At 51.7% G+C, this 25268-nt stretch carries 21 protein-coding genes, 3 tRNA genes and 1 pseudogene; 17 read left to right on the top strand and 8 right to left on the bottom strand.

All coding sequences use genetic code 11. The features are described 5' to 3' along the window. Window positions 1-192: 192 nt before the first annotated feature. The 5 genes from PGQ95_RS14240 (at window position 193) to PGQ95_RS14220 (ending at window position 3868) form a co-directional block, all read left to right on the top strand. A complete protein-coding gene (locus PGQ95_RS14240) occupies window positions 193-1104 on the top strand; it encodes a formate/nitrite transporter family protein (RefSeq protein WP_087860086.1) in 912 nt (303 codons plus the stop codon). Between the two features lie 74 nt (window positions 1105-1178). Beyond that, window positions 1179-1250: transfer RNA gene (locus PGQ95_RS14235), tRNA-Arg, on the top strand. 72 nt (window positions 1251-1322) lie between these two features. Then, window positions 1323-1652, top strand: a complete 330-nt coding sequence (locus PGQ95_RS14230; protein ID WP_430918462.1) for an Arm DNA-binding domain-containing protein — start codon at window positions 1323-1325, stop codon at window positions 1650-1652. A gap of 372 nt (window positions 1653-2024) precedes the next feature. Next, entirely contained in the window at window positions 2025-2411 is a 387-nt protein-coding gene (locus PGQ95_RS14225; protein WP_213794330.1) for a hypothetical protein, read from the top strand. A 722-nt stretch (window positions 2412-3133) separates the two neighbouring features. Beyond that, a complete protein-coding gene (locus PGQ95_RS14220) occupies window positions 3134-3868 on the top strand; it encodes a DUF2971 domain-containing protein (protein WP_213794329.1) in 735 nt (244 codons plus the stop codon). Between the two features lie 383 nt (window positions 3869-4251). On the opposite strand, the pseudogene PGQ95_RS14215 reads toward PGQ95_RS14220, so the two are convergent. Next, window positions 4252-4572, bottom strand: a pseudogene (locus PGQ95_RS14215) (DUF4123 domain-containing protein); the annotation flags it as partial. Between the two features lie 310 nt (window positions 4573-4882). Here PGQ95_RS14215 and PGQ95_RS14210 point away from each other — a divergent pair. The 6 genes from PGQ95_RS14210 (at window position 4883) to ypdK (ending at window position 9842) form a co-directional block, all read left to right on the top strand. Further along, window positions 4883-5374 (top strand): WbuC family cupin fold metalloprotein, encoded by a 492-nt coding sequence (locus PGQ95_RS14210; RefSeq protein ID WP_047066244.1) that lies wholly within the window; start codon window positions 4883-4885, stop codon window positions 5372-5374. A 381-nt stretch (window positions 5375-5755) separates the two neighbouring features. After that, window positions 5756-6589 (top strand): hypothetical protein, encoded by an 834-nt coding sequence (locus PGQ95_RS14205; RefSeq protein WP_087860084.1) that lies wholly within the window; start codon window positions 5756-5758, stop codon window positions 6587-6589. A gap of 206 nt (window positions 6590-6795) precedes the next feature. After that, window positions 6796-7599, top strand: coding sequence for a MipA/OmpV family protein (locus PGQ95_RS14200; protein ID WP_430918459.1), 804 nt, complete (start codon window positions 6796-6798; stop codon window positions 7597-7599). A gap of 157 nt (window positions 7600-7756) precedes the next feature. Continuing rightward, entirely contained in the window at window positions 7757-8212 is a 456-nt protein-coding gene (locus PGQ95_RS14195) for a nucleoside deaminase (protein ID WP_395226950.1), read from the top strand. Continuing rightward, window positions 8212-9405: a cyanate transporter gene (locus PGQ95_RS14190; protein WP_430918457.1), complete on the top strand. Its 1194-nt coding sequence runs from the start codon at window positions 8212-8214 to the stop codon at window positions 9403-9405. The genes PGQ95_RS14195 and PGQ95_RS14190 overlap by 1 nt, the downstream gene beginning before the upstream one ends. 365 nt (window positions 9406-9770) lie before the next feature. Beyond that, window positions 9771-9842 (top strand): membrane protein YpdK, encoded by a 72-nt coding sequence (ypdK, locus tag PGQ95_RS14185; protein WP_077777854.1) that lies wholly within the window; start codon window positions 9771-9773, stop codon window positions 9840-9842. A 44-nt stretch (window positions 9843-9886) separates the two neighbouring features. Here ypdK and alaC read toward each other — a convergent pair whose 3' ends face one another. Further along, window positions 9887-11125, bottom strand: coding sequence for an alanine transaminase (alaC, locus tag PGQ95_RS14180; RefSeq protein WP_430918455.1), 1239 nt, complete (start codon window positions 11123-11125; stop codon window positions 9887-9889). Window positions 11126-11506: 381 nt separating this feature from the next. Here alaC and PGQ95_RS14175 point away from each other — a divergent pair, with 381 nt between their 5' ends. Both PGQ95_RS14175 and PGQ95_RS14170 read left to right on the top strand, forming a co-directional pair. Further along, the gene (locus PGQ95_RS14175) at window positions 11507-13204 is read left to right on the top strand and encodes a sensor histidine kinase (RefSeq protein WP_045391561.1); all 1698 of its coding nucleotides are present in this window, start codon (window positions 11507-11509) and stop codon (window positions 13202-13204) included. Between the two features lie 11 nt (window positions 13205-13215). Further along, on the top strand, window positions 13216-13959 hold the full coding sequence (locus PGQ95_RS14170) for a LytR/AlgR family response regulator transcription factor (RefSeq protein ID WP_087860079.1): 744 nt from the start codon (window positions 13216-13218) through the stop codon (window positions 13957-13959). Window positions 13960-13999: 40 nt separating this feature from the next. On the opposite strand, the gene glk is transcribed toward PGQ95_RS14170, so the two are convergent. Further along, window positions 14000-14965 (bottom strand): glucokinase, encoded by a 966-nt coding sequence (gene glk, locus PGQ95_RS14165; RefSeq protein ID WP_113374457.1) that lies wholly within the window; start codon window positions 14963-14965, stop codon window positions 14000-14002. A gap of 264 nt (window positions 14966-15229) precedes the next feature. Here glk and PGQ95_RS14160 point away from each other — a divergent pair, with 264 nt between their 5' ends. Continuing rightward, window positions 15230-16465, top strand: coding sequence for an ion channel protein (locus tag PGQ95_RS14160; protein ID WP_213317961.1), 1236 nt, complete (start codon window positions 15230-15232; stop codon window positions 16463-16465). Here the strand turns inward: PGQ95_RS14160 and PGQ95_RS14155 are convergent. After that, window positions 16462-18123 (bottom strand): alpha-keto acid decarboxylase family protein, encoded by a 1662-nt coding sequence (locus PGQ95_RS14155; protein WP_113374459.1) that lies wholly within the window; start codon window positions 18121-18123, stop codon window positions 16462-16464. The two genes, PGQ95_RS14160 and PGQ95_RS14155, sit on opposite strands and share 4 nt — an antisense overlap. Window positions 18124-18299: 176 nt before the next feature. Here PGQ95_RS14155 and mgrA point away from each other — a divergent pair, with 176 nt between their 5' ends. Together mgrA and PGQ95_RS14145 are read left to right on the top strand one after the other, a co-directional pair. Continuing rightward, on the top strand, window positions 18300-19292 hold the full coding sequence (gene mgrA / locus PGQ95_RS14150) for an L-glyceraldehyde 3-phosphate reductase (RefSeq protein WP_113374460.1): 993 nt from the start codon (window positions 18300-18302) through the stop codon (window positions 19290-19292). 127 nt (window positions 19293-19419) lie between these two features. After that, a complete protein-coding gene (locus tag PGQ95_RS14145) occupies window positions 19420-19785 on the top strand; it encodes a DUF2502 domain-containing protein (RefSeq protein ID WP_087860074.1) in 366 nt (121 codons plus the stop codon). Between the two features lie 40 nt (window positions 19786-19825). Here the strand turns inward: PGQ95_RS14145 and PGQ95_RS14140 are convergent, their stop codons facing one another. After that, window positions 19826-21061: an Nramp family divalent metal transporter gene (locus PGQ95_RS14140; protein ID WP_087860073.1), complete on the bottom strand. Its 1236-nt coding sequence runs from the start codon at window positions 21059-21061 to the stop codon at window positions 19826-19828. Window positions 21062-21406: 345 nt separating this feature from the next. Between PGQ95_RS14140 and nupC the strand changes: the two genes are divergently transcribed. Then, window positions 21407-22609, top strand: a complete 1203-nt coding sequence (gene nupC, locus PGQ95_RS14135; protein ID WP_013878156.1) for a nucleoside permease NupC — start codon at window positions 21407-21409, stop codon at window positions 22607-22609. Window positions 22610-22664: 55 nt separating this feature from the next. Here the strand turns inward: nupC and PGQ95_RS14130 are convergent, their stop codons facing one another. The 3 genes from PGQ95_RS14130 to PGQ95_RS14120 all read right to left on the bottom strand — a co-directional run bounded on the left by PGQ95_RS14130 (window position 22665) and on the right by PGQ95_RS14120 (window position 25251). Further along, window positions 22665-24848: an EAL domain-containing protein gene (locus tag PGQ95_RS14130; RefSeq protein ID WP_113374461.1), complete on the bottom strand. Its 2184-nt coding sequence runs from the start codon at window positions 24846-24848 to the stop codon at window positions 22665-22667. Between the two features lie 210 nt (window positions 24849-25058). Next, window positions 25059-25134, bottom strand: a tRNA-Ala gene (locus PGQ95_RS14125). Window positions 25135-25175: 41 nt separating this feature from the next. Then, window positions 25176-25251 (bottom strand) — tRNA-Ala (locus tag PGQ95_RS14120). Window positions 25252-25268: the final 17 nt, after the last annotated feature.

Here is a 25268-nt window from a genome sequence, read left to right as displayed (position 1 = left end):
ATTAGCATTTTATCGTTGGGTAGCTGCTTTCAGCATAGCCTTCTTTGGCATCAATGTAGCTTCCCGATTCTATACATATTTTGCAATATTCGTATTGCTATTCTTGCCATTGCGCTGAATTTAGGAGCATATCCTGTGCCGCCGCGCTGATTTCTCTCTACGCTTAGTAACAAATACAAAGGGAGAGCAGCCATGACCCGACAAAATACCGCCACCGGCACACATGATAGCGATGAACGAGAAGTTGAAAGCGAAGAGAAGCAACATGGCGAGAAAATAGAAGTGGATGAAGAGCGTCTGCCTTCACAGGCAATGGCTACACATGAGGTGATTCGCCAGGAGGGTGAAAAGGAGCTCGAGCGCGATGCTATGGCGCTACTGTGGTCAGCGATTGCCGCCGGCTTATCGATAAGCGCCTCGCTGGTCGCCAAAGGAATTTTTCACGTTCACCTCAGCGCCCTGCCCGGTGGTTATCTGCTGGAGAATTTGGGATACACCTTTGGCTTTATTATCGTCATTCTCGCCCGCCAGCAGCTGTTTACGGAGAATACCGTCACCGCCGTACTGCCGATTATGCATAAACCCAGCGCCGGTAATATTGCGCTATTGCTGCGCCTGTGGGGCGTGGTGTTATTAGGTAATTTACTGGGTGGGGCTATCGCCGCCTGGGCGTTTAATATCATGCCGATTTTCGATGACGCCACTCGTGAGGCGTTTCACAGCATCAGCCAGAAAGTAATGGAAAACACGCCAACCGAAATGTTTGCCAACGCGATTATTTCCGGCTGGCTGGTGGCGACAATGGTCTGGATGTTCCCGGCAGCCGGCTCGGCGAAAGTCATCGTCATCATCCTGATGACCTGGCTGATTGCGCTGGCGGATACCACGCATATCGTCGTCGGCAGTGTGGAAATTTTCTATCTGATTTTCAGCGGCGCCCTGCCCTGGCAGGAGTTCTTCTGGCCGTTCGCGCTGCCGACGCTCGCCGGCAACATTTGCGGCGGCACCTTTATCTTCGCCCTGCTAAGCCACGCCCAGATTCGCAACGACATGACCCAGGAACAGAAAGCCAAAGCGAAGGCCGAAGCAGATAAAAAGGGCTAAACGGCTGCAAATTAAGCAATTAATCGCAATGCGCTTAACGGGCGGCGGAAAAAACGCTATAATCCCGCCGCCTTGTCCCCTTAGTTAAATGGATATAACGAGCCCCTCCTAAGGGCTAGTTGCAGGTTCGATTCCTGCAGGGGACAATCCTAACGTGAATAACCCCTTCTTCATAACTCCATCAAAACCGCACCAGACAAGGCTTAGAGCCTAATTGCATGTCTAACAATTTCCAGCGAATCGCACCTCAAGCTACAATCACAGATATCTCTTTTTGTTACTCTCACTCTGTTAGAACTTCGGGAGAGATATTCCGTGGCACTACTACGCTTCAGATTAAAAATGCAGCCCCCAAAGAAACGGATTACACCCTAACAGACACCTCCGGCCTGTTCATGATTGTAAAACCCAACGGCTCTAAGCTATGGCGTTTCCGTTATCGGCGCGAAGGTAAACTACGCCGCTTATCTTTGGGCACATACCCAGAAACATCACTGGCGCAAGCGCGGGTACAGCGCATTAAAATGAATTACTTTCCCATAGAGTGATTTTTCTTTGTCTCTTTTGTCTCTTTGTCTCCCCCTGAAATGGCTGGAATTCAAAAGATCTGGCTAGATATTAATATGCGGAGACAAATCGCACCATGAGCTGAAGTAGCCTCATCGTGTAGTCCCCCTTTTTTCCGTTACAGCTACCAAAGAGAAAGCTTTCCTTGCAGCTAAAATTTGCATAGTACCGAGAGGAAGGGGAACCAAAGCTTTATTTTCAGATGAGTTATACAGAACAATAAATTGCAGTTACTCACAGTAAACTTCTGATACAGAAAAACCGATTTACTATTTAAACCAAAGCATCTTACAGCCAAAAGAGTTAGCAGGAATTGCGCATGATAAATCTAACGACTTTGACTGTGAGGGATTATGAAAAGACTAGTATTTGCAGTGCTGACTCTTACCTGCTTTGGTGCATCAGCAAAAGACAAGCCATTAGATGGCAAAGAGAGCATGACCCACGATTACAATTGCATGGGTGTGAGTACAGGGAGATCTGCGGTTATGACTGTGCAGGAATTCCCCGGAGGAGCTAACCAAATTCTCATTGCAGAAAATACGCAAAAGCCAATGGCAGTAACGCTTTCAGCCATAGATGACCAAACAAGAGCATCCCGGCAATATGAGTTTAAATCATCTAATGGTAGCGCAGAAATATTGCAGGTTTCAGACCTTACAGGGATCGCAACAACAACAATGCTTCATACCGTTGGCCTTGAGGCGTTCACATCCTTGGTATGCCATGAAGACAAATAACAGCATAGAGATTGCTGCAATGTGGCATTCAACGCTGTTCGTAAAGGAACTGACCTAAGCACACCAGTCGGGAAAATGATGCTTCTTATGATGGCTGGGTTTGCAGAGATGGAAAAAAAACCTTATCGCATAACGCCGCACTGCCGGAATAGCAAGAGCTAAGGCCGAAGGTACACACATGGGGCGAGCTAATTGCCTCTATGTGGGCTGACGGTATGAGTTACCCCGAGATAGTGACAGCTTTAAGCGCAAAGGGTATCAAAGCAGGAAAGACGACCGTATACAGATTCAAAAAGTAGCCCTTTTCCGTAACCGCCAAGGAATTAAAATTGAGCCACACTCACCAAGTATCTACAGCACTGCAAGCACTTTCAGCCGTATCTAAGCCCAAAGCAATGCAGACGAGTTTTGGCAGTGCGCAAGAGCCTCTACCCGAAGCTTGTGGAATCGCCCCAAAACAAAAAGGCAGTACGAGGTAATAAGATCAATAATTGATGGGTTTGCCTTCAAGACCCATGGCTAGAGCATTCCTCATGGAGGCCTTTTTGCATTGCTAATTAAGGCATTACTAACCTCGGATAGGCTAATCAATCAGGAGCTTGTCAAATCAACAACAATCTCTTTGCCAGGAGGGTGGATGACGAGGTTGAGTACTTTACAATGTCTCATACTGGCGGCTTATTCAGCAACAATCTCAAATAAATCAGTATGGATACATTAAGATGAAATCTCTCATGCCAAGAAGTAGGATCCTTTTCAAATATCGTAGATTTGATAAAAGCTGCTTAGAGCTACTCCTGAACCGAGAGCTCTGGTTCGCTTCTCCATCAACTTTAAACGACCCATTTGAAGCACAATCCTCATTCGATGAAGTTCTACATGCGGTATGGGCTCGTTATCCCTTGCCGCAAAAAGAGCGTGAGCTTTACGAAGACTACCTCCAAAAAAAACTTAGCTCAGCGGGTATTTGTTCGTTCAGCATGGCTCGAAAAAATCAGTTAATGTGGGCTCATTATGCTGATGAACATAAGGGGGTATGCATAGGATTCAAAGAACAAAAAATCAGGCCTGAAGGCTCACATATTTTCCCTATAGATGTTACTTACCAAGATAACTATCCATTTGACGACATTATTGAGCGCTTCAAGCACTTTGAGCATTATCCTGGTATGAACGACTTAAATAGCATAACTGGCGATATTCTTTACTCTGTCCTCGGAACTAAGTACACAAGTTGGAAATATGAACGAGAGCGGCGATTGGTTTTTTTTAAGTCATGTGCTAAAAAATTTGAAACGGAAGCAGTTAACTCCATTGCTTTTGGCCTCAGAACCAGTGAGAGGGACAAACAGACATTGCGAGCTTTGTTAGCTGGAGCAGAATGGGAGCATGTAAAATGGTTTCAGTCAGTTAAGTCTACTACTAAGTACTCACTTGAATTCGAGCGTATAAAGTAATCACCCCTTCACTCAATACAGCTTTGAGGGAAAACGAAAAGCATATCCCTCAAAGTATCCCTTTGTACGTGGTACAAAATATATAAATTAAAATCAATTAATTATCATCAAACATGGTTCCTGCAGGGGACACTTATCAGCAGTTCGTCATAATCCGCAGTAGTTCGCAACATCCCTCTCATACCAAGCATTTCAGAAAACAGTTGTTCGCGATAGTTCGTCATAGTACGTGGGCAGCCGCACTCCTCAGGGGATAAAAAAACAGGCAAATAAATTTACCCACCGGATTTTTACCCATGCTCACCGTTATGCAGATAGAAGCTGCTAAGCCGAGAGATAAGCCTTATCGCATGCTCGAAAGTAACGGTCCATAACCATTCGGCTAGCGTGGAGAAAGTCCACTGCGACCTTATTGCCAGTAATGGCGTTCTGGTTTGCTTTTTATACGCCAGTTCGATAAACCACTGCCGCTGTAGCGGGGCATTGAGTACGATACGAATCAGTAGCGGCGCTATTTCGGGCAGGGATTCCTCCGGCAGACCAAGGTAAAGGGACTGCCATTGAAGAGAGGCAGAAAACTCCTCAAGTGCCGGGATAATGGAATAATCGAGACCGCTCTGGTCAATAATAAAATCAAGATACTCCGTTTCTTTTTCGGCACAAAGCGGCTCAAGCTTGCTTACCCAGTAGCTTATACATGGCATACTCAATTATGTTTCCTTCTGTAAGAAACGCTCAGGTATGTTGCTATTTTTTTATGCCACACACCTTCGCCAACAAGAAAAGAATAATGATTGAGATGAGATAAAATTAAGCAACACCACTGCAAAAATAAGAAATCACTTAAATATATTCATCAATATGAAATTGATGAATCACCCTATGCTAATGGCGCTGAATGTGCATAATCAGGCAACCGGGAGAGGAATCTGCGCTGTTTCGCGCAAAACCCCCGATACCTGAGTCGTGCCAACGGGCGTAAGCCTTTGTTATCAGTTTTTGCAGGCGGTATACATGAAACAAATCACCATCAGTGATATGCAGCAGCAGAGCGCAGCAGCAGCCGCGGCTCCCCGTCTGCGGGCGCATCGGAATTTTCATCCAGAATTAAGCGATCCGGTACAGCGTCTGGCCATTGCCATGGAGCCGGGAACTTACATTCGTCCTCACCGTCATCCTCATACTTTTGAGCTGCTGCTGCCGTTAAGCGGCCGTTTTGTAGTACTGAACTTCGATGAACAAGGCACCGTGACCCACCGCGTGGTATTAGGAGAAGAATGCACGGCGCTGGAAATGGCGGCCGGCACCTGGCATGCGGTACTGTCGCTCGATCGCGGCGGTATCATTTTTGAAGTCAAGCACGGAGGCTATCAGCCGGTAGCCGAACAGGATTCCGCGCCATGGGCGCCAGCCGAAGGCGCGCCAGGTACCGAGGAATTAATGGCGTGGTATGCCACCGCGCAGGTGGGGGATGGCGGTTTTACTCTCCAGAAGAGCGCCCGCTAATTTGTGCCTGCGATGGTTACGATAAAAGGGCGCTGCGGCGTCTTTTTTATTTATCGATACACAATCATTAACATCTAACGCATTCAGTTTTAGAGTAATTTATTATGGTTTACATTGTCTTTATCGTTAATTAAGCATTACTCTATTTGTTATTTATAAAATAGTGATTATAATCATCCGCAGAGGGTATTTTAACCACCACCCTCCGTCGTATAAATGTTCCAAACCGTGAACATACATTCCCCTGATGAATAGTTTCTGATGAAAAGGGTTGTGTAGCAAAATAACAACGCTCGCGTTATGTTAATCAGAAACGCAGACCATTAAAAACATTTATATTAAATTAATGCCATGAATAAGATAGAAAGAAACATTTGGAAGTTGAACAATCTCCCACCGCTGGAGTATTGCTCTATCGCTCGTGCGCAAAAACTCCTGCAGTGCGAACTGGAAGATTTACTTCACTGGCACGATATCGGCGCTATCAGCCTGTGCCTGAAACTGAAAAAGAATCGCGGCACGCTCAATAGCGCCCTGACCCGGAATCAGGGGGTTGGCGACTCGTCATATGGCTACGGCGGTTTTGATGACATTACCAAAGCCAATAAGCCCTGGTCTCAGCACTCTAAAATAAACAATATCATCACCCTGAATGAAAATGTGTCGGTCATTGATGCCGATCACGACAGCGCCATTGCCAAAATTAAGCTCAACGTTTCCGTTTCTGGTTTATGGCACACTCACTCAAGAAATTTAATGGATGTGCTGGAGAATCCGGATAACATTCAGCAAGAAGAAACGCTTAGCATTATCTCCCCGGCTAAAAACGTCATCTACTGCAATTTCATTCCTGATAATGATGATAAGCCAACGATTGAGCTCAGCAAGCTGTACATTACCAGCAAAGAAATTGAAAAAATTTACGAGCACACCATCAGCAGTCGTCCGCTTGAGTATTCTGAAGCTGCGATGAATTCATATAATGAAAAAACCATTAATGAGCCATCCACGCCGCCGCAGAATAAGCTGCTGCTCGAATTCATTAATTATATCATTCAATCGAATCCCGCCTTTAACCGCGACCTGCTTAACGCGACAGAAAGCAGTAAACAGCTCGCTTTTAAATCCATTATGGAAAAATTAAAAAAAGAAGGCATCGTCACCAACGAAAATCATTCGATGGCTTCACTCTCTGAACTGATTCTTAATTCATAACATTCATTTTTGGTGCGGATTATTCACGCGAATAATCCGCCATTATGGATAGTGTCGATACTGGCTCACTCTGCTTTCCCCCCAAAAGCAAAACAGAAAAAGTACGATAAAAAACAAAAAATCTCCCCCTACCGCATTCGCTATCGTCTATTGTTTATCATGCTCGATTCACATCGACTTCATCATCCCGTGCCAACTATGAGCCCATGCTGAAACTATCCCGATATCCCATAGCCATTCTCGGTTCGCTTGCTTTGTATTGTGGTGCCACCCGCGCTGAGGTCGACCTCGGCTCGATCGACATTTTTTCCGCCGATAACCCGAATAGCCCGGTACCCAAAGGTTGGGTTCTCGGCGGCGCCACGATTAGCGGTACCGCGCGCTACCAAAAGCAGGACAATGAAACCCACTTTATTCCCGGAGGATTGTATTTTGGCGACCAGTTAATGTATCTGGGCGATCGCGCCCGTTACTATTTTCACCTTGATGACAATATCGCGCTTTATGGCTACGGGCGCTGGCGTTTCGGTAATTTAGATCCCAGCGACGATGCGGCATTCAAGGGAATGGACGAGCGTAAAGGCGAGCTGGAGGGCGGTATTGGCGCTACCTGGATCACGCCATACGCGCTGATAAGCGCGCGCATCAGTTCCGATATTAGCGGTCGCAGCAACGGGCAGGAGCTGCTGTTATGGGCCGATTTCCCCATCGTTAAAGACAATCTGCTGGTGATGCCCGGTATGGGGCTGATGGTGCGTAGTCATAACATGGCGAACTACTATTTTGGCGGCGTCTCTGCGGGCGAGGCAACGCCCGAGCGCCCGCAGTGGGATACCGGCACGACGGTATCGCCAATGGTCGCCATCATAACCAGCTACCGCTTTAGCCCGCATTGGGTCGGTATGGTGGCGGCAAACTACGAACGCTATGATGACGATATCGCCGATAGTCCCATTGTCCAGCACAGCGGGGAGCTGTATGGCATCCTCGGCGTCGGATATACCTGGTAGAACACCCGGGTATTTCTCAATCCATAAGTTAATCTGATTAACTCAATTATAAATAAGTCTTTTAGCTTATGGCATCAGCTCGCTACCCTGTAGCAGAATTCAATCTCCAGCCTGCCGCCGATTGAGTTCTTCTACCCGACCTCTACAGGAGCCGCTCATGTCTACTCATGCTAACCATCTTCAGCGCGCCATTACGCTTGCTGCCAAAAATGTTGAAAACGGTGGCCGCCCATTCGGCGCCGTCGTTGTGCGCCACGGTGAAGTCATTGCCGAAGCGGTGAATACCTTGCACCAGAGCGGCGATCCTACCGCGCACGCTGAACTCAATGCCATCCGCGACGTTTCCTTACGTCTGGGCAATCAGGTATTGCGCGAATGCGTGGTTTACGCCAGCGGACAACCCTGCCCGATGTGTCTGAGCGCGATGTATTTAACCAGCGTGCGCGAAGTCTATTTTGCCAACAGCAATGAGGATGGCGAGCGCTTCAATCTCTCTACCGCCGCTATATACCAGCAATTGCAGAAGCCGTTAGACAACCAATCACTCCCCATTCACCATTGCCCGCAACCCGAAGGGTTGGCCCTGTATCAGCGCTGGGCGAGTAAAGCGTAATGAGCCAGACGCAACGCAATATGCTGACGTTATTTGTGCTGGTGCTGATCGGCATTAATATGCGCCCGCTACTGACCTCGATAGGTCCATTACTGCCGCAACTGCAGCGAGCAACCGGCATGAGCTTTACCCTGGTTTCACTGTTGACCGCCCTTCCGGTCGTCGCGATGGGCGTGCTGGCGCTCGCTGGTGAATGGATTAATCGCCACGTTAGTGAAAACCGCAGTATCGCGTTAAGTCTGCTGGCGATAGGTATTGGCGCAATCCTGCGCGAGCTGGCGCCGCAAAGCGGCCTGCTGCTTAGCAGCGCGCTGCTCGGCGGGATTGGCATCGGCGTGATTCAGGCGATTATACCCAGCGTCATTAAACGTCTTTTTCATCGCCGCACGCCGCAGGTGATGGGATTGTGGTCGGCGGCGCTGATGGGCGGGGGCGGGCTTGGCGCCGCGATCACTCCCTGGCTTGCGCAGCATAGCGCGCTCTGGCACCACGCGCTGGCGTGGTGGGCGCTACCGGCTCTGGCCGCGGTCATTGGCTGGTTGCCGCTCTGCAAAATGCTGCCCGCCGCGCCGGTGGCCGCATCGGCGCAAACCGCGCCGTCGGTCTTTCGTCACCACCGGGCCTGGACGCTTGGCCTTTATTTCGGGCTGATCAATGGCGGCTACGCCAGCCTGATTGCCTGGTTACCACCCTATTATATGCAGCTTGGCCACAGCGCTCAGTTTAGCGGCACGCTTCTGGCGTTGATGACCGTCGGCCAGACCGCCGGCGCGCTGGTACTACCGATGCTCGCTCGCCATGAAGATCGCCGTAAGCTGCTGATGCTGGCGCTTGCGCTACAACTGTTCGGGTTCTGCGGTTTCATCTGGTGGCCACAACAATTGCCGCTGTTGTGGGCCGTGAGCTGCGGCGTAGGACTGGGCGGCGCCTTCCCGCTATGTCTGGTGCTGGCGCTGGACCATTCGCCGCAGCCTGCCGTCGCCGGTAGACTGGTGGCGTTTATGCAGGGCATCGGTTTTATTATCGCCGGATTATCGCCGTGGCTTTCAGGGCTGCTACGCAGCCTGAGCGGAAACTACCAGCTAGACTGGGAATTCCATGCCATCTGCGTTTTCCTCTTAATGGCGCTTACCTTGCGTTTTGTTCCCGCACGTTATCCGCATCAATGGCGCGCGCCGACGGCCGCCCGCTAACCTCATCGTTTAGGGTGCAGAAAGTGATTTCTGCACCTCTTCGCCAATAGAAAAAATCCCAAAATCAAATAACTACAGAATGTCAGGGTATTACTAAAAACCTTCGTCGCCGTAATTGAATTTATTACCGAATGAAATTAATGTGTCGCCTATTCACGACAGTCGTAAGTAACTAAAAATTAATAAAAAAATGGATCTTGTTTCCACCATTTTTTAAGCGTACATTAGCGCCATCTGGAGCAGTTGACGCACGGAATTTCGGGCTGCCGCAGTCGCCAGAATAGTCTGGTTTTATCTGCGACAATCCTGCAAGGGTTAAAGTTAAATTCATTTAGGCGTTTCGCCAAAATGCGGAGTGACATGTCGTGAAATACTTTTTGATGGGAATTTCTTTTATGGTCATCGTTTGGGCCGGTACCTTCGCCCTGATGATTTAACCTGCTATGCAGTAAAGAGATGGGAGCCAGACGGCTCCCATTTTTTATTCGTGATGTTCAGCTACCGTTTTACTGGCTGCCGGTAGCAGTCCATCGGCGCGGAACATGGATTTGATGCCGCGAATAGCCTGCCGGATACGATCGCGATTTTCGATCAATGCGAAACGCACATGAGTATCGCCATAGTCGCCAAAGCCGATTCCCGGCGAGACGCACACTTTGGCCTCCTGCAGTAGCTTTTTGGCGAACTCCAGCGAGCCCATCGCCGCATATTGCTGCGGAATTTTGGCCCACACGTACATTGACGCTTTCGGGCATTCAACCATCCAGCCGGCTTCATGCAGCCCTTTCACCAGCACATCACGGCGACGTTTATATTGTTCCGCAATATCACGCACGCACTGCTGATCGCCTTCCAGTGCGGCAATCGCCGCCACCTGCAACGGCGTGAAGGTACCGTAGTCATGGTAACTTTTGATGCGGGCCAGTGCGTTAACCAGCGTTTTATTCCCCACCATAAAGCCGATACGCCAGCCAGCCATGTTGTAGCTTTTTGACAGGGTGAAGAATTCAACAGCCACATCGCGCGCCCCGGGCACCTGCATAACCGACGGCGCTTTCCAGCCATCGTAGACGATATCGGCGTAGGCCAGATCGTGCACCACCAGCACGTCATAGCGTTTCGCCAGCGCCACCACCTTCTCGAAGAAATCGAGCTCGACGCACTGCGCGGTTGGGTTAGACGGGAAGCCCAGAATCATCATTTTTGGCTTCGGATAACTCTCGCGGATCGCGCGTTCCAGTTCATTGAAGAAATCCACGCCTTCCACTAGCGGGACGGAACGGACCTGCGCCCCGGCGATAACCGCACCGTAAATATGAATCGGATAGCTGGGGTTTGGCACCAGCACCGTATCACCGTGATCGAGCGTCGCCAGCATCAAATGCGCCAGCCCCTCTTTCGAACCAATCGTCACGATGGCTTCTGATTCCGGGTCGATATCGACGTCATAGCGCTCCTGGTACCAGCGCGAAATCGCGCGGCGCAGACGAGGAATACCGCGAGAAGTAGAGTAACCGTGGGTATCCGGACGCTGGGCGACGGTACACAGTTTTTCAACAATATGCGGCGGCGTGGCGCCATCCGGGTTGCCCATACTGAAATCGATAATATCTTCGCCGCGCCGACGCGCAGCCATTTTCAGTTCGGCAGTGATGTTAAAAACATACGGAGGGAGACGATCGATACGCGTAAAACGGCGTTCAGGACTGAATTCAGCCATAGATTCCTCAGATTAACGTTAGCGCCCGGACCGTCCGAGCGACGCGGCCACCGATGTGGCTCGCTTAGAAAATAACCTGAAAAAAAACACGCTGTCGAGAGGGTTGATAAAAAATAATCGCCCACGCATAAAACGGGTCATCCCGCATCGGTATGCGGCAGAACGTTTTCCCAATATGAGCGCGGCTTAAATAAACAATAAACATATTGATATCATTTATAATACTCAAATGTATCATCGTTACTCATCAACGCCCTGATAGCTGGAGTGAGCGACTTATCCCCTTTAATTTTTATGCTTGTTCCTCATTTATCTCTGCTGCTAGCCTTCTGGCGTGAGGTTTTCTATCATATTGCTTTCCCGCGAATCCTGGGCGCATCCATGCACGATATATTTAATATGCTGCTGGCGGTTTTTGACCGCGCGGCATTAATGCTCATTTGCCTCTTTTTTCTTATCCGCTTACGCCTGTTCCGCGAACTGCTGCATAAATCGGCACATACGCCTCGCGAGTTGCTGGCGGTCACCGCCATTTTCTCCATGTTTGCGCTATTTAGCACCTGGTCCGGCGTTCCGGTAGAAGGTTCGCTGGTTAACGTACGGATTATCGCGGTGATGTCCGGCGGGATCCTGTTTGGGCCGTGGGTCGGCGCGATTGTTGGCGTGATTGCCGGCGTACACCGCTATCTCATTGATATTGACGGCGTGACTGCCATCCCCTGCTTTATCACCAGTATTGTCGCCGGGTTACTTTCCGGGCTTATCAACCGCAAAATCCCGAAAGCCCAGCGCTGGAAGGTGGGGATTCTGGCCGGGATGCTGTGCGAAACGCTAACCATGATCCTCGTGGTGCTGTGGGCGCCGACGCTGGCGTTGGGGATCGATATTGTCTCCAAAATCGGTATTCCGATGATCCTTGGCAGCATCTGCATCGGTTTTATTGTTCTGCTGGTCCAAAGCGTGGAAGGCGAGAAAGAAGCCAGCGCGGCGCGCCAGGCAAAACTGGCGTTGGATATCGCCAACAAAACGCTGCCGCTGTTCCGCCACGTCAACAGCGAATCGCTGCGCCAGGTTTGCGATATCATTCGCCGGGACATCAATGCCGACGCGGTCGCGATTACAACCACTGACCGGGTGCTGGCCTACGTTGGCTACGGGGAAAATAACTATAACGATCGCAACAACGATATCAGCCCAACCACCCGCAAAGCCATTGAAAGCGACACCATCATCATTAAAAACAACGATGAAGCCTACAGAACGCCGGAGATCCACTCCATGCTGGTGATTCCGCTACGCGAGAAAGGCGTAGTGACCGGCACGCTGAAAATTTACTACTGCCACGCGCATCGTATAACCTCCTCGCTGCAGGAGATGGCGATCGGCCTGTCGCAAATTATCTCCACCCAGCTTGAGGTCTCGCGGGCCGAACAGCTGCGTGAAATGGCCAATAAAGCGGAACTACGCGCCCTGCAAAGTAAAATTAATCCCCATTTTCTGTTTAATGCGCTTAACGCCATCTCCTCTTCCATCCGCATGAATCCGGATACCGCGCGGCAGTTGATTTTCAATTTGTCGCGTTATCTACGCTATAACATTGAGTTAAAAGATGACGAGCAGATCGACATCAAGCGCGAGCTGTACCAAATTAAGGATTATATCGCGATCGAGCAGGCCCGCTTCGGCGACAAGCTGACGGTGATTTATGATATTGACGAAGAGGTCAGCTGCGTCATCCCCAGCCTGCTGATTCAGCCTCTGGTAGAAAACGCCATTGTCCACGGCATTCAACCCTGTCGGGGCAAGGGCGTGGTGACCATCGCCATCAACGAATGCGGAAACCGGGTGCGCATTAGCGTGCGGGATACCGGTAACGGTATCGACCCGGCGGTGGTGGCCCGCGTCGAAGCCGACGAGATGCCGGGCAATAAAATTGGCCTGCTGAATGTTCATCATCGGGTGAAACTGCTCTACGGCGAAGGGCTGCATATCCGCCGCTTGACGCCGGGAACGGAGATTGCGTTCTACGTCCCCAACCAGCACGCCCCGGCGACTGAACCGGTATCGCTGTTGCCATGAGCGGAGAAAACATGAAAGTCATTATTGTTGAGGATGAGTTCCCGGCGCAGCAGGAACTCACCTGGTTGATTAATACTCACAGCCAGATGGAGATCGTCGGCACCTTTGACGACGGTCTCGACGTGCTGAAATTCCTGCAGCACAATAAAGTCGATGCCATCTTTCTCGACATCAATATTCCCTCTCTGGATGGCGTGCTGCTGGCGCAAAATATTAGCCAGTTCGCGCATAAGCCGTTCATCGTTTTTATCACCGCGTGGAAAGAACATGCGGTGGAAGCCTTTGAACTGGAAGCGTTTGACTACATCCTCAAACCTTATCAGGAATCGCGGATTATTAATATGTTGCAGAAACTGTCCAGCGCCTGGCAGCAACAGCAGCAGGTGGCGGTAAGCGGCACGCCCGTGCACAATCCAACCCGCGAAAACGACACCATTAATCTGATTAAAGACGAGCGGATCATCGTCACCAGCATTCACGATATTTATTACGCGGAAGCGCATGAAAAAATGACCTTCGTTTATACGCGCCGTGAATCATTCGTCATGCCGATGAACATCACTGAATTCTGCAGCAAGCTGCCGGCTGCGCACTTCTTTCGCTGCCACCGCTCGTACTGCGTCAATCTGAATAAAATTCGCGAAATAGAGCCATGGTTCAACAACACCTACGTCCTACGGCTACGCGACCTTGAATTTCAGGTACCGGTTAGCCGCAGTAAGGTGAAAGAGTTTCGCCAGTTGATGAATCTGTAGTGAGATGGGCGGCGGCAGACGCCGCCCGACTGAAAGCGACTTAAAGGATGTGCCCCAGCGTCTGGCGCAGATGCGCGCCGGAGCCCAGCAGGCCTGGGTTATCGTGAACGATGAGATAGACCGGTATATCCTGCACATAGGCTTTAAAGCGCCCTTTATCTTCAAATCCGCCGCGGAAACCCGACGCTTTAAAGAATTCAAGGAAACGCGGGACAATGCCGCCCGCGATGTACACGCCGCCGAATGTGCCGAGTGTCAGCGCCAGATTGCCGCCAAAGCGCCCCATAATGACGCAGAACAACGACAGCGCGCGGCGACAATCAATGCAGGTATCCGCCAGCGCACGTTCAGTGACGTCCTTCGGCTGTAGGTTTTCCGGCAAACGACCATCGGATTTAACAATCGCCCGATACAGATTAACCAACCCAGGGCCGGACAAAACGCGTTCGGCGGACACGTGGCCCAACTCGCTGCGTAGCTCTTCGAGAATAATGCCCTCTTCTTCACTATTCGGCGCGAAATCAACGTGGCCGCCCTCGCCCGGCAGGCTCACCCAGCGTTTATCAACGTGTACCAGGTGCGCTACGCCAAGACCGGTGCCTGCGCCGTAGACTGCGATCGGTTTACCTTCCGCCGGTTGCGCGCCGCCGAACTGGATCAGATGCTCGGCTTTGAGCATCGGGATCGCCATCGACACCGCGGTAAAATCATTAATGATTTCCAGATGCGCGAATCCGAGGTTCTTTTTCATCTCGGCAATAGAAAAAGCCCAGGTATGGTTGGTCATCGCCACCCAGTCGCCGGTGATGGGGCAAGCAATGGCGATGCAACCATCATCAACCTTCACGGCTTGTTCGTCGAGATAGACGCGTACAACGGCCTCAAGGCTTGGGTAATCGAGCCCGGAATAAGTTTTAGCGCGGGAAATCTCCCCGCTTGCGATATCACATAACGCCAGACGGGCGTTAGTTCCACCGACGTCTCCTACTAAAGCAAATTTTGTCATTCCGTTACGGCTCCGCTAAAGTCAAAATAATTCTTTTCGCACACTGTAAATTCATGGCGACATAACAACAACGACCAACGTACAGCCGCCGGTAGTTTAGCGACATTGGTCACAATTAGACTGTAATCTATGTAACACGGCATCTTATTTCATACACGCAACGTCAGGTTTGGCCTTAAGTTTATCGTTTCAGCACCATTTGCGCCGAAGCTCTTTACAGAGACAGGCAAAGTAGCGCTTCAGGACATTTAAAAGGAACCCTTCATGCTGCACCCGCGCGCCAGAACGATGCTGTTGTTATCAATACCGGCCATTATTATTGGCATCGCTTCCAGCCTGGTATTGATTGTGGCGATGAAGATCGCCGCAATTCTGCAGAGCATCTTGTGGAGCGACCTGCCGGCACATGTCGGCATTGCCGCCGATAGTCCGCTATGGATAATAGCCATCCTCACTCTCACCGGGATTGCCGTGGGGCTGGTGGTCCGTTTCAGTCCTGGACATGGTGGGCCAGATCCGGCAACCGAATCCTTAATCGGCGCGCCCATCGCCACCAGCGCGCTACCGGGGTTACTGGCGGCGTTGATTCTCGGCCTCGCCGGCGGCGTTAGCCTCGGGCCGGAACATCCGATCATGGTCGTCAATATCGCGCTTGCCGTCGCCCTTGGCTCGCGTCTGTTTCCGCGGGTAAGTTCGCTGGACTGGACAATTCTTGCCGCGTCGGGAACCATCGGCGCGCTGTTCGGTACACCGGTTGCCGCGGCGCTTATTTTTTCGCAAACGCTCAATAGCAGCAGCGACGTTCCGTTATGGGACCGGCTGTTCGCGCCGTTGCTGGCGGCGGCGGCAGGCGCATTGACGACCGGTATTTTTTTCCATCCCAATTTCACCCTACCAATCCCGCACTATCCGCACCTGCGCATCGTCGATATCATCAGCGGCGCGATTGTCACGCTTATCGCCATCGCCGTCGGCATGGTCGCCGTGTGGTGTCTGCCGCGTCTGCACGCGCTCGTCCACCGCTTGAAAAATCCGGTGTTAATGCTCGGCATCGGGGGTTTTTTACTGGGGATCCTGGGCGTTATTGGCGGCCATATTACGCTGTTTAAAGGCCTGGACGAAATGCAGCAACTGGCTTCCAGCCAGACGCTTGGCGCCGGTGATTTTCTGCTCATTGCCGTGGTGAAATTGGCGGCGCTGGTGCTGGCGGCCGCCTGTGGCTTTCGCGGCGGGCGTATTTTCCCGGCGGTGTTTGTCGGCGTCTCGCTGGGGCTAATGCTGCATGCGCACGTTGAAGCGGTACCGGCCGCCATTACCATCTCCTGCGCGATCCTCGGTCTGGTTCTGGTCGTCACCCGCGATGGCTGGCTGAGCCTGTTTATGGCGGCAGTGGTGGTACCGGATACCACCTTGCTGCCGCTGCTGTGTATCGTGATGCTTCCGGCCTGGCTACTGCTGGCCGGGAAGCCGTTGATGATTGCCAGGCGCCGCGGCGATTAGCTGCGGTTGTTGCGATTTTCCAGCGCCTGAGTGACAGCGCGTAAGAAATCAGGAATATCCATTTTTGGCAGCATGACTTCGACCATCGTTAGCTTATCGGAGTTAACGCTATCGGCCATCGCCTCCGCCAGCTCGCCGGTTTGCGATACCCGCCAACAGCGGGAAGGCGTATCCGGCGCAAAAGCATCAGGGAAGCGGCTCCAGTCCCACAACGCGATATCGTTGTAGCGCTGTTCCGGCCCGTGAATCGCGCGCTCGACGGTGTAGCCCTCATTATTCAACAGCAAAATTAACAGTTTTTGCTTATCGCGCAGCATCGAGCTCATCTCCTGGATAGTGAGCTGCGCGGCGCCATCGCCAATGATTAATACCACCCTTCTGTCCGCGGCGGCTGTCTGCGCGCCGTAAGCGGCAGGTAGCGTAAAACCGATAGAGCCCCATAGCGGCTGCACCAGCAGCGTCGCCTGCGAGGGAAGTTTTAATGAGGCGATGCCGAATGCCGAGGTTCCCTGATCGGCAAGAATAATATCGCCCGGACGCAGCTGTTTCTCGACCGTACTCCAGAAGCTTTTCTGCGTCAGATTGCCCTGCGGCGCGCCGGAAGCGTCGGGCGCGATGATATCTGGCGCGCTCCATTCCGCGGACAGCTTGCCAGAAACATCAATGAGGGCCGCCAGCGCCTGATCCATCGGGATCCGGCTGAACCAATGATCGCCAACCCGTGCGGCAAACGGCTGGATTTCGATGGTTTTCTCCGTTGGCAAATGATGGGTAAAGCCGGCGGTAATCGTATCGGTAAAGCGCGTACCCACGCAGATGATGGCATCGGCGCTTTCCATCGCCTCGCGAGTCTGCGGCGCGCTGGCGATCCCGCTATAGGTCCCGGCAAAACCTGAGCCTTGTTCGTCAAACAGCCCTTTTCCCATCAGCATGGTGGCGTGGGTAATCGGCGCGGACTTAACCCATTGCTGTAGTGTGTTTTGCAGGCCGTAACGCTGGGCGAGAAAATCCGCCAGCAGCGACACGCGGCGACTGCTGCGTAACAGTTTGGCCGCGTGCTCGCGAAAGCCGGCAAGCTGGTTTTCATCGGCCGCCGGGCCCTTAATCACCAGCGCGCGGGCTGGCGGCACCGCGCGGGCTTTCGCCACGTCGGCAGGCAGCATCAGATACCCAGGGCGATGGTGGGTCAGCATGTCGCTTAATACCCTGTCAATTTCGTGACAGGCGTTGCCCGCCGTTAGCGTCGCCTGGGTACAGGTAATTTGTTCGCTCATCCGCGAGAAATGGGTGAAATCGCCATCGCCGAGCGTATGGTGCAGCAGTTCGCCGCGCTGCTGCGCGCCGGTAGAAGGCGCGCCCACAATATGCAGTACAGGGATATGTTCTGCATAACTACCGGCCACCCCATTCAACGCGCTTAACTCCCCTACGCCGTAGGTGGTTAGCAGCGCGCCGGCGCCTTTTATGCGCGCATAGCCGTCAGCGGCGTAGGCCGCGTTCAGTTCGTTAGCACAGCCGACCCATCCCAAATTTTGATGGGCTATCACGTGATCGAGAAACTGTAAGTTGTAATCACCAGGCACGCCGAACAGGCGATCGATACCACAATCTACGAGACGATCCAGCAGATAATCGCCAATGGTGTAAGTCGGTTGCATATCCATAATCCTTGTTATTGTGCAGGTAATTTGAGTATTAGATATGCGCTTTACCTGTCCAGATTGTGAGCAATAAAGAGGGTGGAAAGCAAAATTTACGCGTTTTCCCCATATACTCCGCGTACAACATTGATTAGTGTAAACGTATACACACCCTGTTTTGATGCGGAGGAAGTATGGTTTACCAGGCAAGCGACACGCGTTATCAGACCATGGAGTACCGCCGATGCGGGCGCAGCGGCCTGAAGCTACCGGCGATATCTCTCGGCCTGTGGCATAACTTTGGCGATGAAACACAGGTAGAGGTCAGCCGCCAGTTGCTGCGTCACGCCTTCGACCTTGGTATTACCCACTTCGACCTGGCGAACAATTACGGTCCACCGCCGGGATCGGCTGAGAGCAACTTTGGGCGGATCCTGAAAGAAGATTTTCTGCCCTACCGCGACGAACTCATCATCTCCAGTAAAGCCGGCTATACCATGTGGGATGGTCCTTATGGCGACTGGGGATCGCGCAAGTATCTGGTCGCCAGTCTCGACCAGAGCCTGAAGCGGATGGGTCTTGAGTACGTCGATATCTTTTATCACCACCGCCCGGACCCGGAAACGCCGCTGGAAGAGACCATGCGCGCGCTGGATCATCTGGTTCGCCAGGGAAAAGCGCTCTACGTTGGTTTATCGAACTACCCGCTCGAGCTGGCGCGTCAGGCTCTCGCTATCCTCAACGATCTCGGCACGCCTTGCCTGATTCACCAACCCAAATATTCGATGTTTGAACGCTGGGTGGAAGAAGGATTATTAGCGATGCTGCAGGCCGAAGGCGTGGGAAGTATAGCGTTTTCACCGCTGGCTGGCGGCCAGCTGACCAACCGCTACCTCAACGGTATTCCGCCAGACTCGCGCGCAGCCAGCAATAGCCGTTTTTTACAGCCGGAACAGCTCACCGCCGAGCGGCTGGAAAAAGTCCGCCAGCTTGACGCCCTTGCCGGGCGCCGCGGACAGAAGCTCTCACAGATGGCGTTAGCCTGGGTACTGCGTGAAGATAAGGTGACGTCAGTGCTGATCGGCGCCAGTAAGACAGCGCAACTGGACGATGCCGTGGGCATGTTAAGCAACCGCCAGTTCAGCGCTGAAGAGTGCGCCGCCATTGACGCGATCCTTGCGGTGTAAACTCATTTTTACTTTGGCAAAAAATGCTATTTCTTGCGATTTAAGAGTTCCCTGATGCTACGCCTCTTTACCGGCTCGTAATATCTGGTTAACAGGTCATTTAAGACCCGATCGTGAGGAGAAGAGTATGTTCAGGTCACTGATTCTGGCTGCGGTACTGCTGGCGTGCGCGCCGGTTATCGCCAATGCTGGTGAAATCACCCTGCTGCCATCGGTAAAATTACAAATTGGCGATCGTGACGGTTACGGTAACTACTGGGACGGTGGCGGCTGGCGCGACCGTGACTACTGGCGTCGTCATTATGAATGGCGCGATCACCGCTGGCATCGCCATGATAACGGCTGGCATCGCGGTTGGGATAAACGCGGCTGGGATCGCGGTCGTGCTTACGAGCGCGGTTATCGCGAAGGCTGGAACGATCGCCGTGGCGATTGGGGCGGTCGTCACGGTGGCTGGGGCGGTGGTCGAGGACATGGCCACGGGCACCACTAATTGATAAAGGGAGCGAAAGCTCCCTTTTTTGTTGTCCGCCTTAATCTAATGCGGAACCAATAATCAGCCAGCCGTTCAGCGCCACCACAATCACCACAATCAGCCAACCGATGCGTTTTACCCACCGACTGTTTACCAGATCGCCCATTAACCGCGCATCGCTGGTAAAAATCAGCAGCGGCACCAGCGCCAGCGCAATCCCGAAGCTCAGCAACACCTGACTCATTACCAGGATACGCGTCGGGTCCAGCCCCATCAAAATCACGATAAACGATGGCAGCATGGTAATTGTCCGGCGAAACCACAGCGGAATATGGAAGCGGATAAACCCCTGCATCACGACCTGCCCGGCAAGCGTTCCGACTACAGTCGACGAGAGACCGGCGGCAACCAGACTGAGACCAAAAATCGTCGCGGCGGCATGGCTAAGCAGCGGCTCGAGAGTTAAATAAGCCTGGTCGAGATCGGCCACTCCGGTGTGACCGTTGAAGTGAAACGCCGCGGCAGCGGTCGCCATCATCGCCAGGTTAACGAAGCCGGCAATGGTCATCGCAATCGCCACGTCCCAACGCGTGGCGTTATAGCGTTCTTTGCGCGAGCCGTCGTGCAGGTTTTGCGTCAGCGACGAGTGCAGATAAATAACGTGCGGCATAATCGTCGCCCCGAGAACCCCGGCGGCAAGGAATACCGCTTCGCCATTCGGCAGGCTCGGAATAATCATACCTTTGGCCAGCGGCGCTATCGCCGGCTGCGAGAAGATAAGCTCGACCACATAGGCCACCGCCACAAACAGCAGCAGCCCGCCGATGACTTTTTCTAGCGGTTTCTGCCCACGACGCTGCAACATCAGGATCAGGAAGGTGGCGACGCCGGTCAACACCGCCCCCTGTAATAAGGAAACGCCGAGCAGCAGCTTAAAGCCGATGGCCGCGCCGATGAATTCAGCCAGATCGGTCGCCATGGCGATAATTTCCGCCTGTACCCAGTAAAACCACACCACCGGGCGCGGGTAATGGTCGCGGATCTGTTCCGCGAGGTTTTTACCGGTGGCGATACCGAGCTTGGCCGATAACACCTGAATCAGCATCGCCATCAGGTTCGCCCATACCACTACCCATAACAATTGATAGCCAAAGCTGGCGCCAGCCTGGATATTCGTGGCGAAGTTACCCGGATCGATGTAGCCGATGGCAGCAATGAATGCGGGCCCCATCAGTGCGAGCCTCATCTTGCGCGCTGCGCGACCGCTGCTATTCTCAACGCGACTGCTAGTCATTTTCTGCCCCTGGAAATATAGCCTTTGCTATGTTTAATGCTATCAAAATGCGAATGATTATCAAGTTCATTTAGAAAGGTGATAATGATTGCTTTGATAGGAGGGAACGATAGTAGGCCAAACAACAAAACGGGCGTGAAGATGTGGACAACGCGCCTTTCATCAGATTAGTACATTAATGCAACTTTTAATACCTTTGCATAACATAACAAAAATGTACGATTGATCACTATTTTTGTTATTGGTCACATATCCTTGCAATAGTGTGGATTCGATCTCGTTTTATTTAGGCTTGTTGCATAGAATGTGCACGGAAATTTAACCTGCCTCATATTTGGAGCAAATATGGACCGCGTCTTGCATTTTGTCCTCGCGATCGTTGTGGTGGCTATACTGGCCTTGCTGGTCAGTCACAACCGTAAGCAGATCCGCATTCGTTATGTTATTCAATTACTTGTTATTGAAGTTTTGCTGGCCTGGTTCTTCCTGAACTCCGATGTCGGTCTGGGTTTCGTGAAAGGCTTTTCTGAGATGTTCGAGAAACTTCTCGGTTTCGCCAACGAAGGCACCAACTTCGTATTCGGTAACATGAACGATAAAGGTCTGGCCTTCTTCTTCCTGAAGGTTTTGTGCCCAATCGTCTTTATTTCCGCGCTGATTGGTATTTTACAGCATATTCGCATTCTCCCGATTGTCATCCGCGCTATCGGTACCGTGCTGTCGAAAGTTAACGGCATGGGCAAACTGGAATCCTTCAACGCCGTCAGCTCGCTGATCCTCGGTCAGTCGGAAAACTTCATCGCCTATAAAGATATTCTCGGCAAAATGTCGCGCAACCGTATGTACACCATGGCGGCAACCGCGATGTCTACCGTTTCGATGTCCATCGTCGGCGCCTATATGACTATGCTGCAGCCGAAGTATGTGGTTGCCGCGCTGGTGCTTAACATGTTCAGCACCTTTATCGTCCTGTCGCTGATTAACCCGTATCGCGTTGAGCAGAGCGAAGAAAACCTGCAGATGTCCAATCTGCACGAAGGTCAGAGCTTCTTCGAAATGTTGGGCGAATACATTCTGGCAGGCTTTAAAGTAGCGATTATCGTTGCGGCGATGCTGATCGGCTTTATCGCGCTGATCTCCGCACTTAACGCCCTGTTCGCCACCGTTACCGGCTGGTTTGGTTACAGCATCTCCTTCCAGGGGATCCTTGGCTACATCTTCTACCCGGTTGCGTGGGTAATGGGCGTGCCGGCGAGCGAAGCGCTGCAGGTCGGCAGTATTATGGCGACCAAACTGGTGTCTAACGAATTCGTGGCGATGATGGATCTGCAGAAAGTGGCAGCGACGCTCTCCCCGCGTGCGGAAGGTATCATCTCCATCTTCCTGGTCTCCTTCGCCAACTTCTCTTCTATCGGCATCATCGCCGGGGCGATTAAAGGCCTGAATGAAGAGCAAGGTAACGTGGTTTCTCGCTTTGGTCTGAAACTGGTTTACGGTTCCACGCTGGTCAGCGTGTTGTCAGCCTCTATCGCTGCGCTGGTACTGTAATCTCAAACAGACGTTAATAAAATAACAAGCCGGGCTGTAGCATCGCACGGCTTTTTTACGCCTTCAATTCGCTTAACGGCTGTGGTTTGCCAATCAAGTAGCCCTGCAAATAATCGACGCCCAGCGCCAGTAACATCGCCTTCTGCGCCTGGGTCTCTACGTACTCTGCGACGACCGTTAACTGTTTCGCCCTCGCGATTTCGATAATGGATTTGACGATAATCGCATCAAGCTGGTCGCTCTCGATTTCGTGCACGAAGCAGCCGTCAATTTTTACGATATCCGCCTGCAGGCTTTTCAGACGCTCATAGTTAGCGTAACCGGTACCGAAGTCATCAATAGCGATAGCGCAACCGAACTCGCTCAGCAGCTGAATATTATGCATGCTGGTATCCGCATTCGAGAACGCCTGTTCTTCGGTTATCTCAATCGTGATATAAGCAGGCGAAACGCGATAACGCTTAAACAGCGCGATGATCTGTGCGGCGCTATCTTTTTGCATCAGCGTATACGGCAGCAAATTAACGGAGAAACGTCGGCCGGGATGTTGATCAAGCTGGCTGAACAGCGTTTCCAGCACCAGCATATCGAAGCGCTGACTGAGGTTGAACTGTGCAATAAGCGGAATAAAACGATCGGGGGTGATAATCGTCTCGCCGCAGCGCATACGGGTGAGGATTTCGTAATAGCCTTCCCCTTCTGCATTCTGAATCGGCTGCGCATATAACAGAAGATTACGCTCGTTCAGCGCTTGTTTAATTTTCGTCAGCATCCGCACCTGTTCGGTCGTTTGATCGGAAACCTCTTCCTGCGCGGTATCTAACGCCAGCACCCGCTGCACGGCGCCAGCCTGCTCCGATAGCCAACTAAGCTGGCCGAGCATGGGATGTAATTCCGTCTCAATGCCGCTGTAGCTGCCCCACGCCGCGCCAAACTCTAAATCGAGAGCGTGGTTATGCCAGTTAAATTTTGCGTGGTTAAGCATCGCGACAATGTGATTTAGCCGCGCAGCCGGATCCGGCCCTTCTATCACCAACAATAACTCGCTACCCGGGAGCTGATAAATTTTATCGCGGTGATCCAGGAGCGGCTGCAGGCGGCGGGCTATTTGCCGTTTGCACTCTACGCGCATCATCATGCCGTAATGGCGGCTAAGGAAGTCCAGGTTTTCGATGCGCAGACTGCTAATAACCACCCGCGGCGACTGGCGCAAATGTCCCTCCAGAGCTCGCAGATTGGGTAACCCGGTTAACGGATCCTCTTCAGCCCGATCGCGCCAGCGTTGTTTAATTCTGTCGCTACGCGAATAAATATCCGTCATGTAAAACAAACAAATCGTGAATGAAATTAGCACCGACAGGACAAATGACAAGGAGTACCCCGATTGAACGCCCTGCAGAAAGTTTTTGTTATAGGCGACTAAAAAGAATGCCGAAATAGCCCACGTAATACGAATTAACTCATGCCCCAGCCGCCCAATACCAACGAAGTAGAGAATGAAAATAATTGGCACCAGATATCCGGCAATTAAATCGGAATCAAAAGGCGCGCAAAGCACCAGCATGATTGTGATTAATGCTATAAACCAATACACGGTAAAGGTTCTTTTTTCTTTCACCAGCCACGGTTGACAATGACGGGCCCAAAACACCCGCCGATAACGTGGGCTAACTATCATTCTCATCGGATAATAGAAAGCGGTCGTAAAGATTAAGGCGGCGCATATCAACGCCTGGATATCAATAACGGAATAGATGATCGAGGCGGTACTAAAGTAGCTGGAGACGGCAAGCGGGAAAGCGAAGAAGCGCCCCGCCAGATACATCGTCAGCTTAAGCAGGATGGGGGCAAAGAAGCCGCCCCAGAAGATACGGCGACCAATATGGCGCTTGGCCGGCCTTCCGCTACGCCATTTTTTCCCCGACAACGAGCGCATGATTGCGAAGGTGAAAAAGACGGAAAATAACTGACAGAATAACAGGATAGCGGCCTGCGTATAAGTTAGATCTATTATAAATGTATTAGTAATTGCAAACGCAACAATCAAGGGAGCAACGGCGTAACGACCGAAAATACAAATGGTTGCGTACATGACGCTTAATGGTAGCCATGCCAGATAAATTTGTTTTCCGTCGATAAGGGTTTGCGGAGAAATTAATCGAGAAAGCGGAATAAAAATCAAACAAACAATTAACGCCAGCAGAGTTTTTTTAACTTTGATGTTAAATATGTCAGTCATTATTGTTAATCAACACCTCTGCGGCTAAAAAATTATAAGCAATCAGAAAATAGTATGTTGGTTAATAATGGCAGGCAAGAAAATAAACCGAGAAAAATTCCTAAATTACGTTGGTTTTTATTTGCTCGATACACGCTGACGTAAGCTTAACGTCATTTACATTGACGGCGCCAAAAGCAAAAACCCCCGCCGTAGCGAGGGTTCGAATTTTGGTGGAGCTAAGCGGGATCGAACCGCTGACCTCTTGCATGCCATGCAAGCGCTCTCCCAGCTGAGCTATAGCCCCACAGTACCTCTTTACGAACCAAATCCGCTGGGTGCAGAATTTGGTGGAGCTAAGCGGGATCGAACCGCTGACCTCTTGCATGCCATGCAAGCGCTCTCCCAGCTGAGCTATAGCCCCGTAACGTAAAGCGTGTC

Source organism: Klebsiella sp. 141240, assembly GCF_050600805.1.
GTDB lineage: Bacteria > Pseudomonadota > Gammaproteobacteria > Enterobacterales > Enterobacteriaceae > Klebsiella > Klebsiella aerogenes.
The sequence above is the reverse complement of the archived record's forward strand: the minus strand, read 5'-3'. Positions and strand labels throughout refer to the sequence as shown.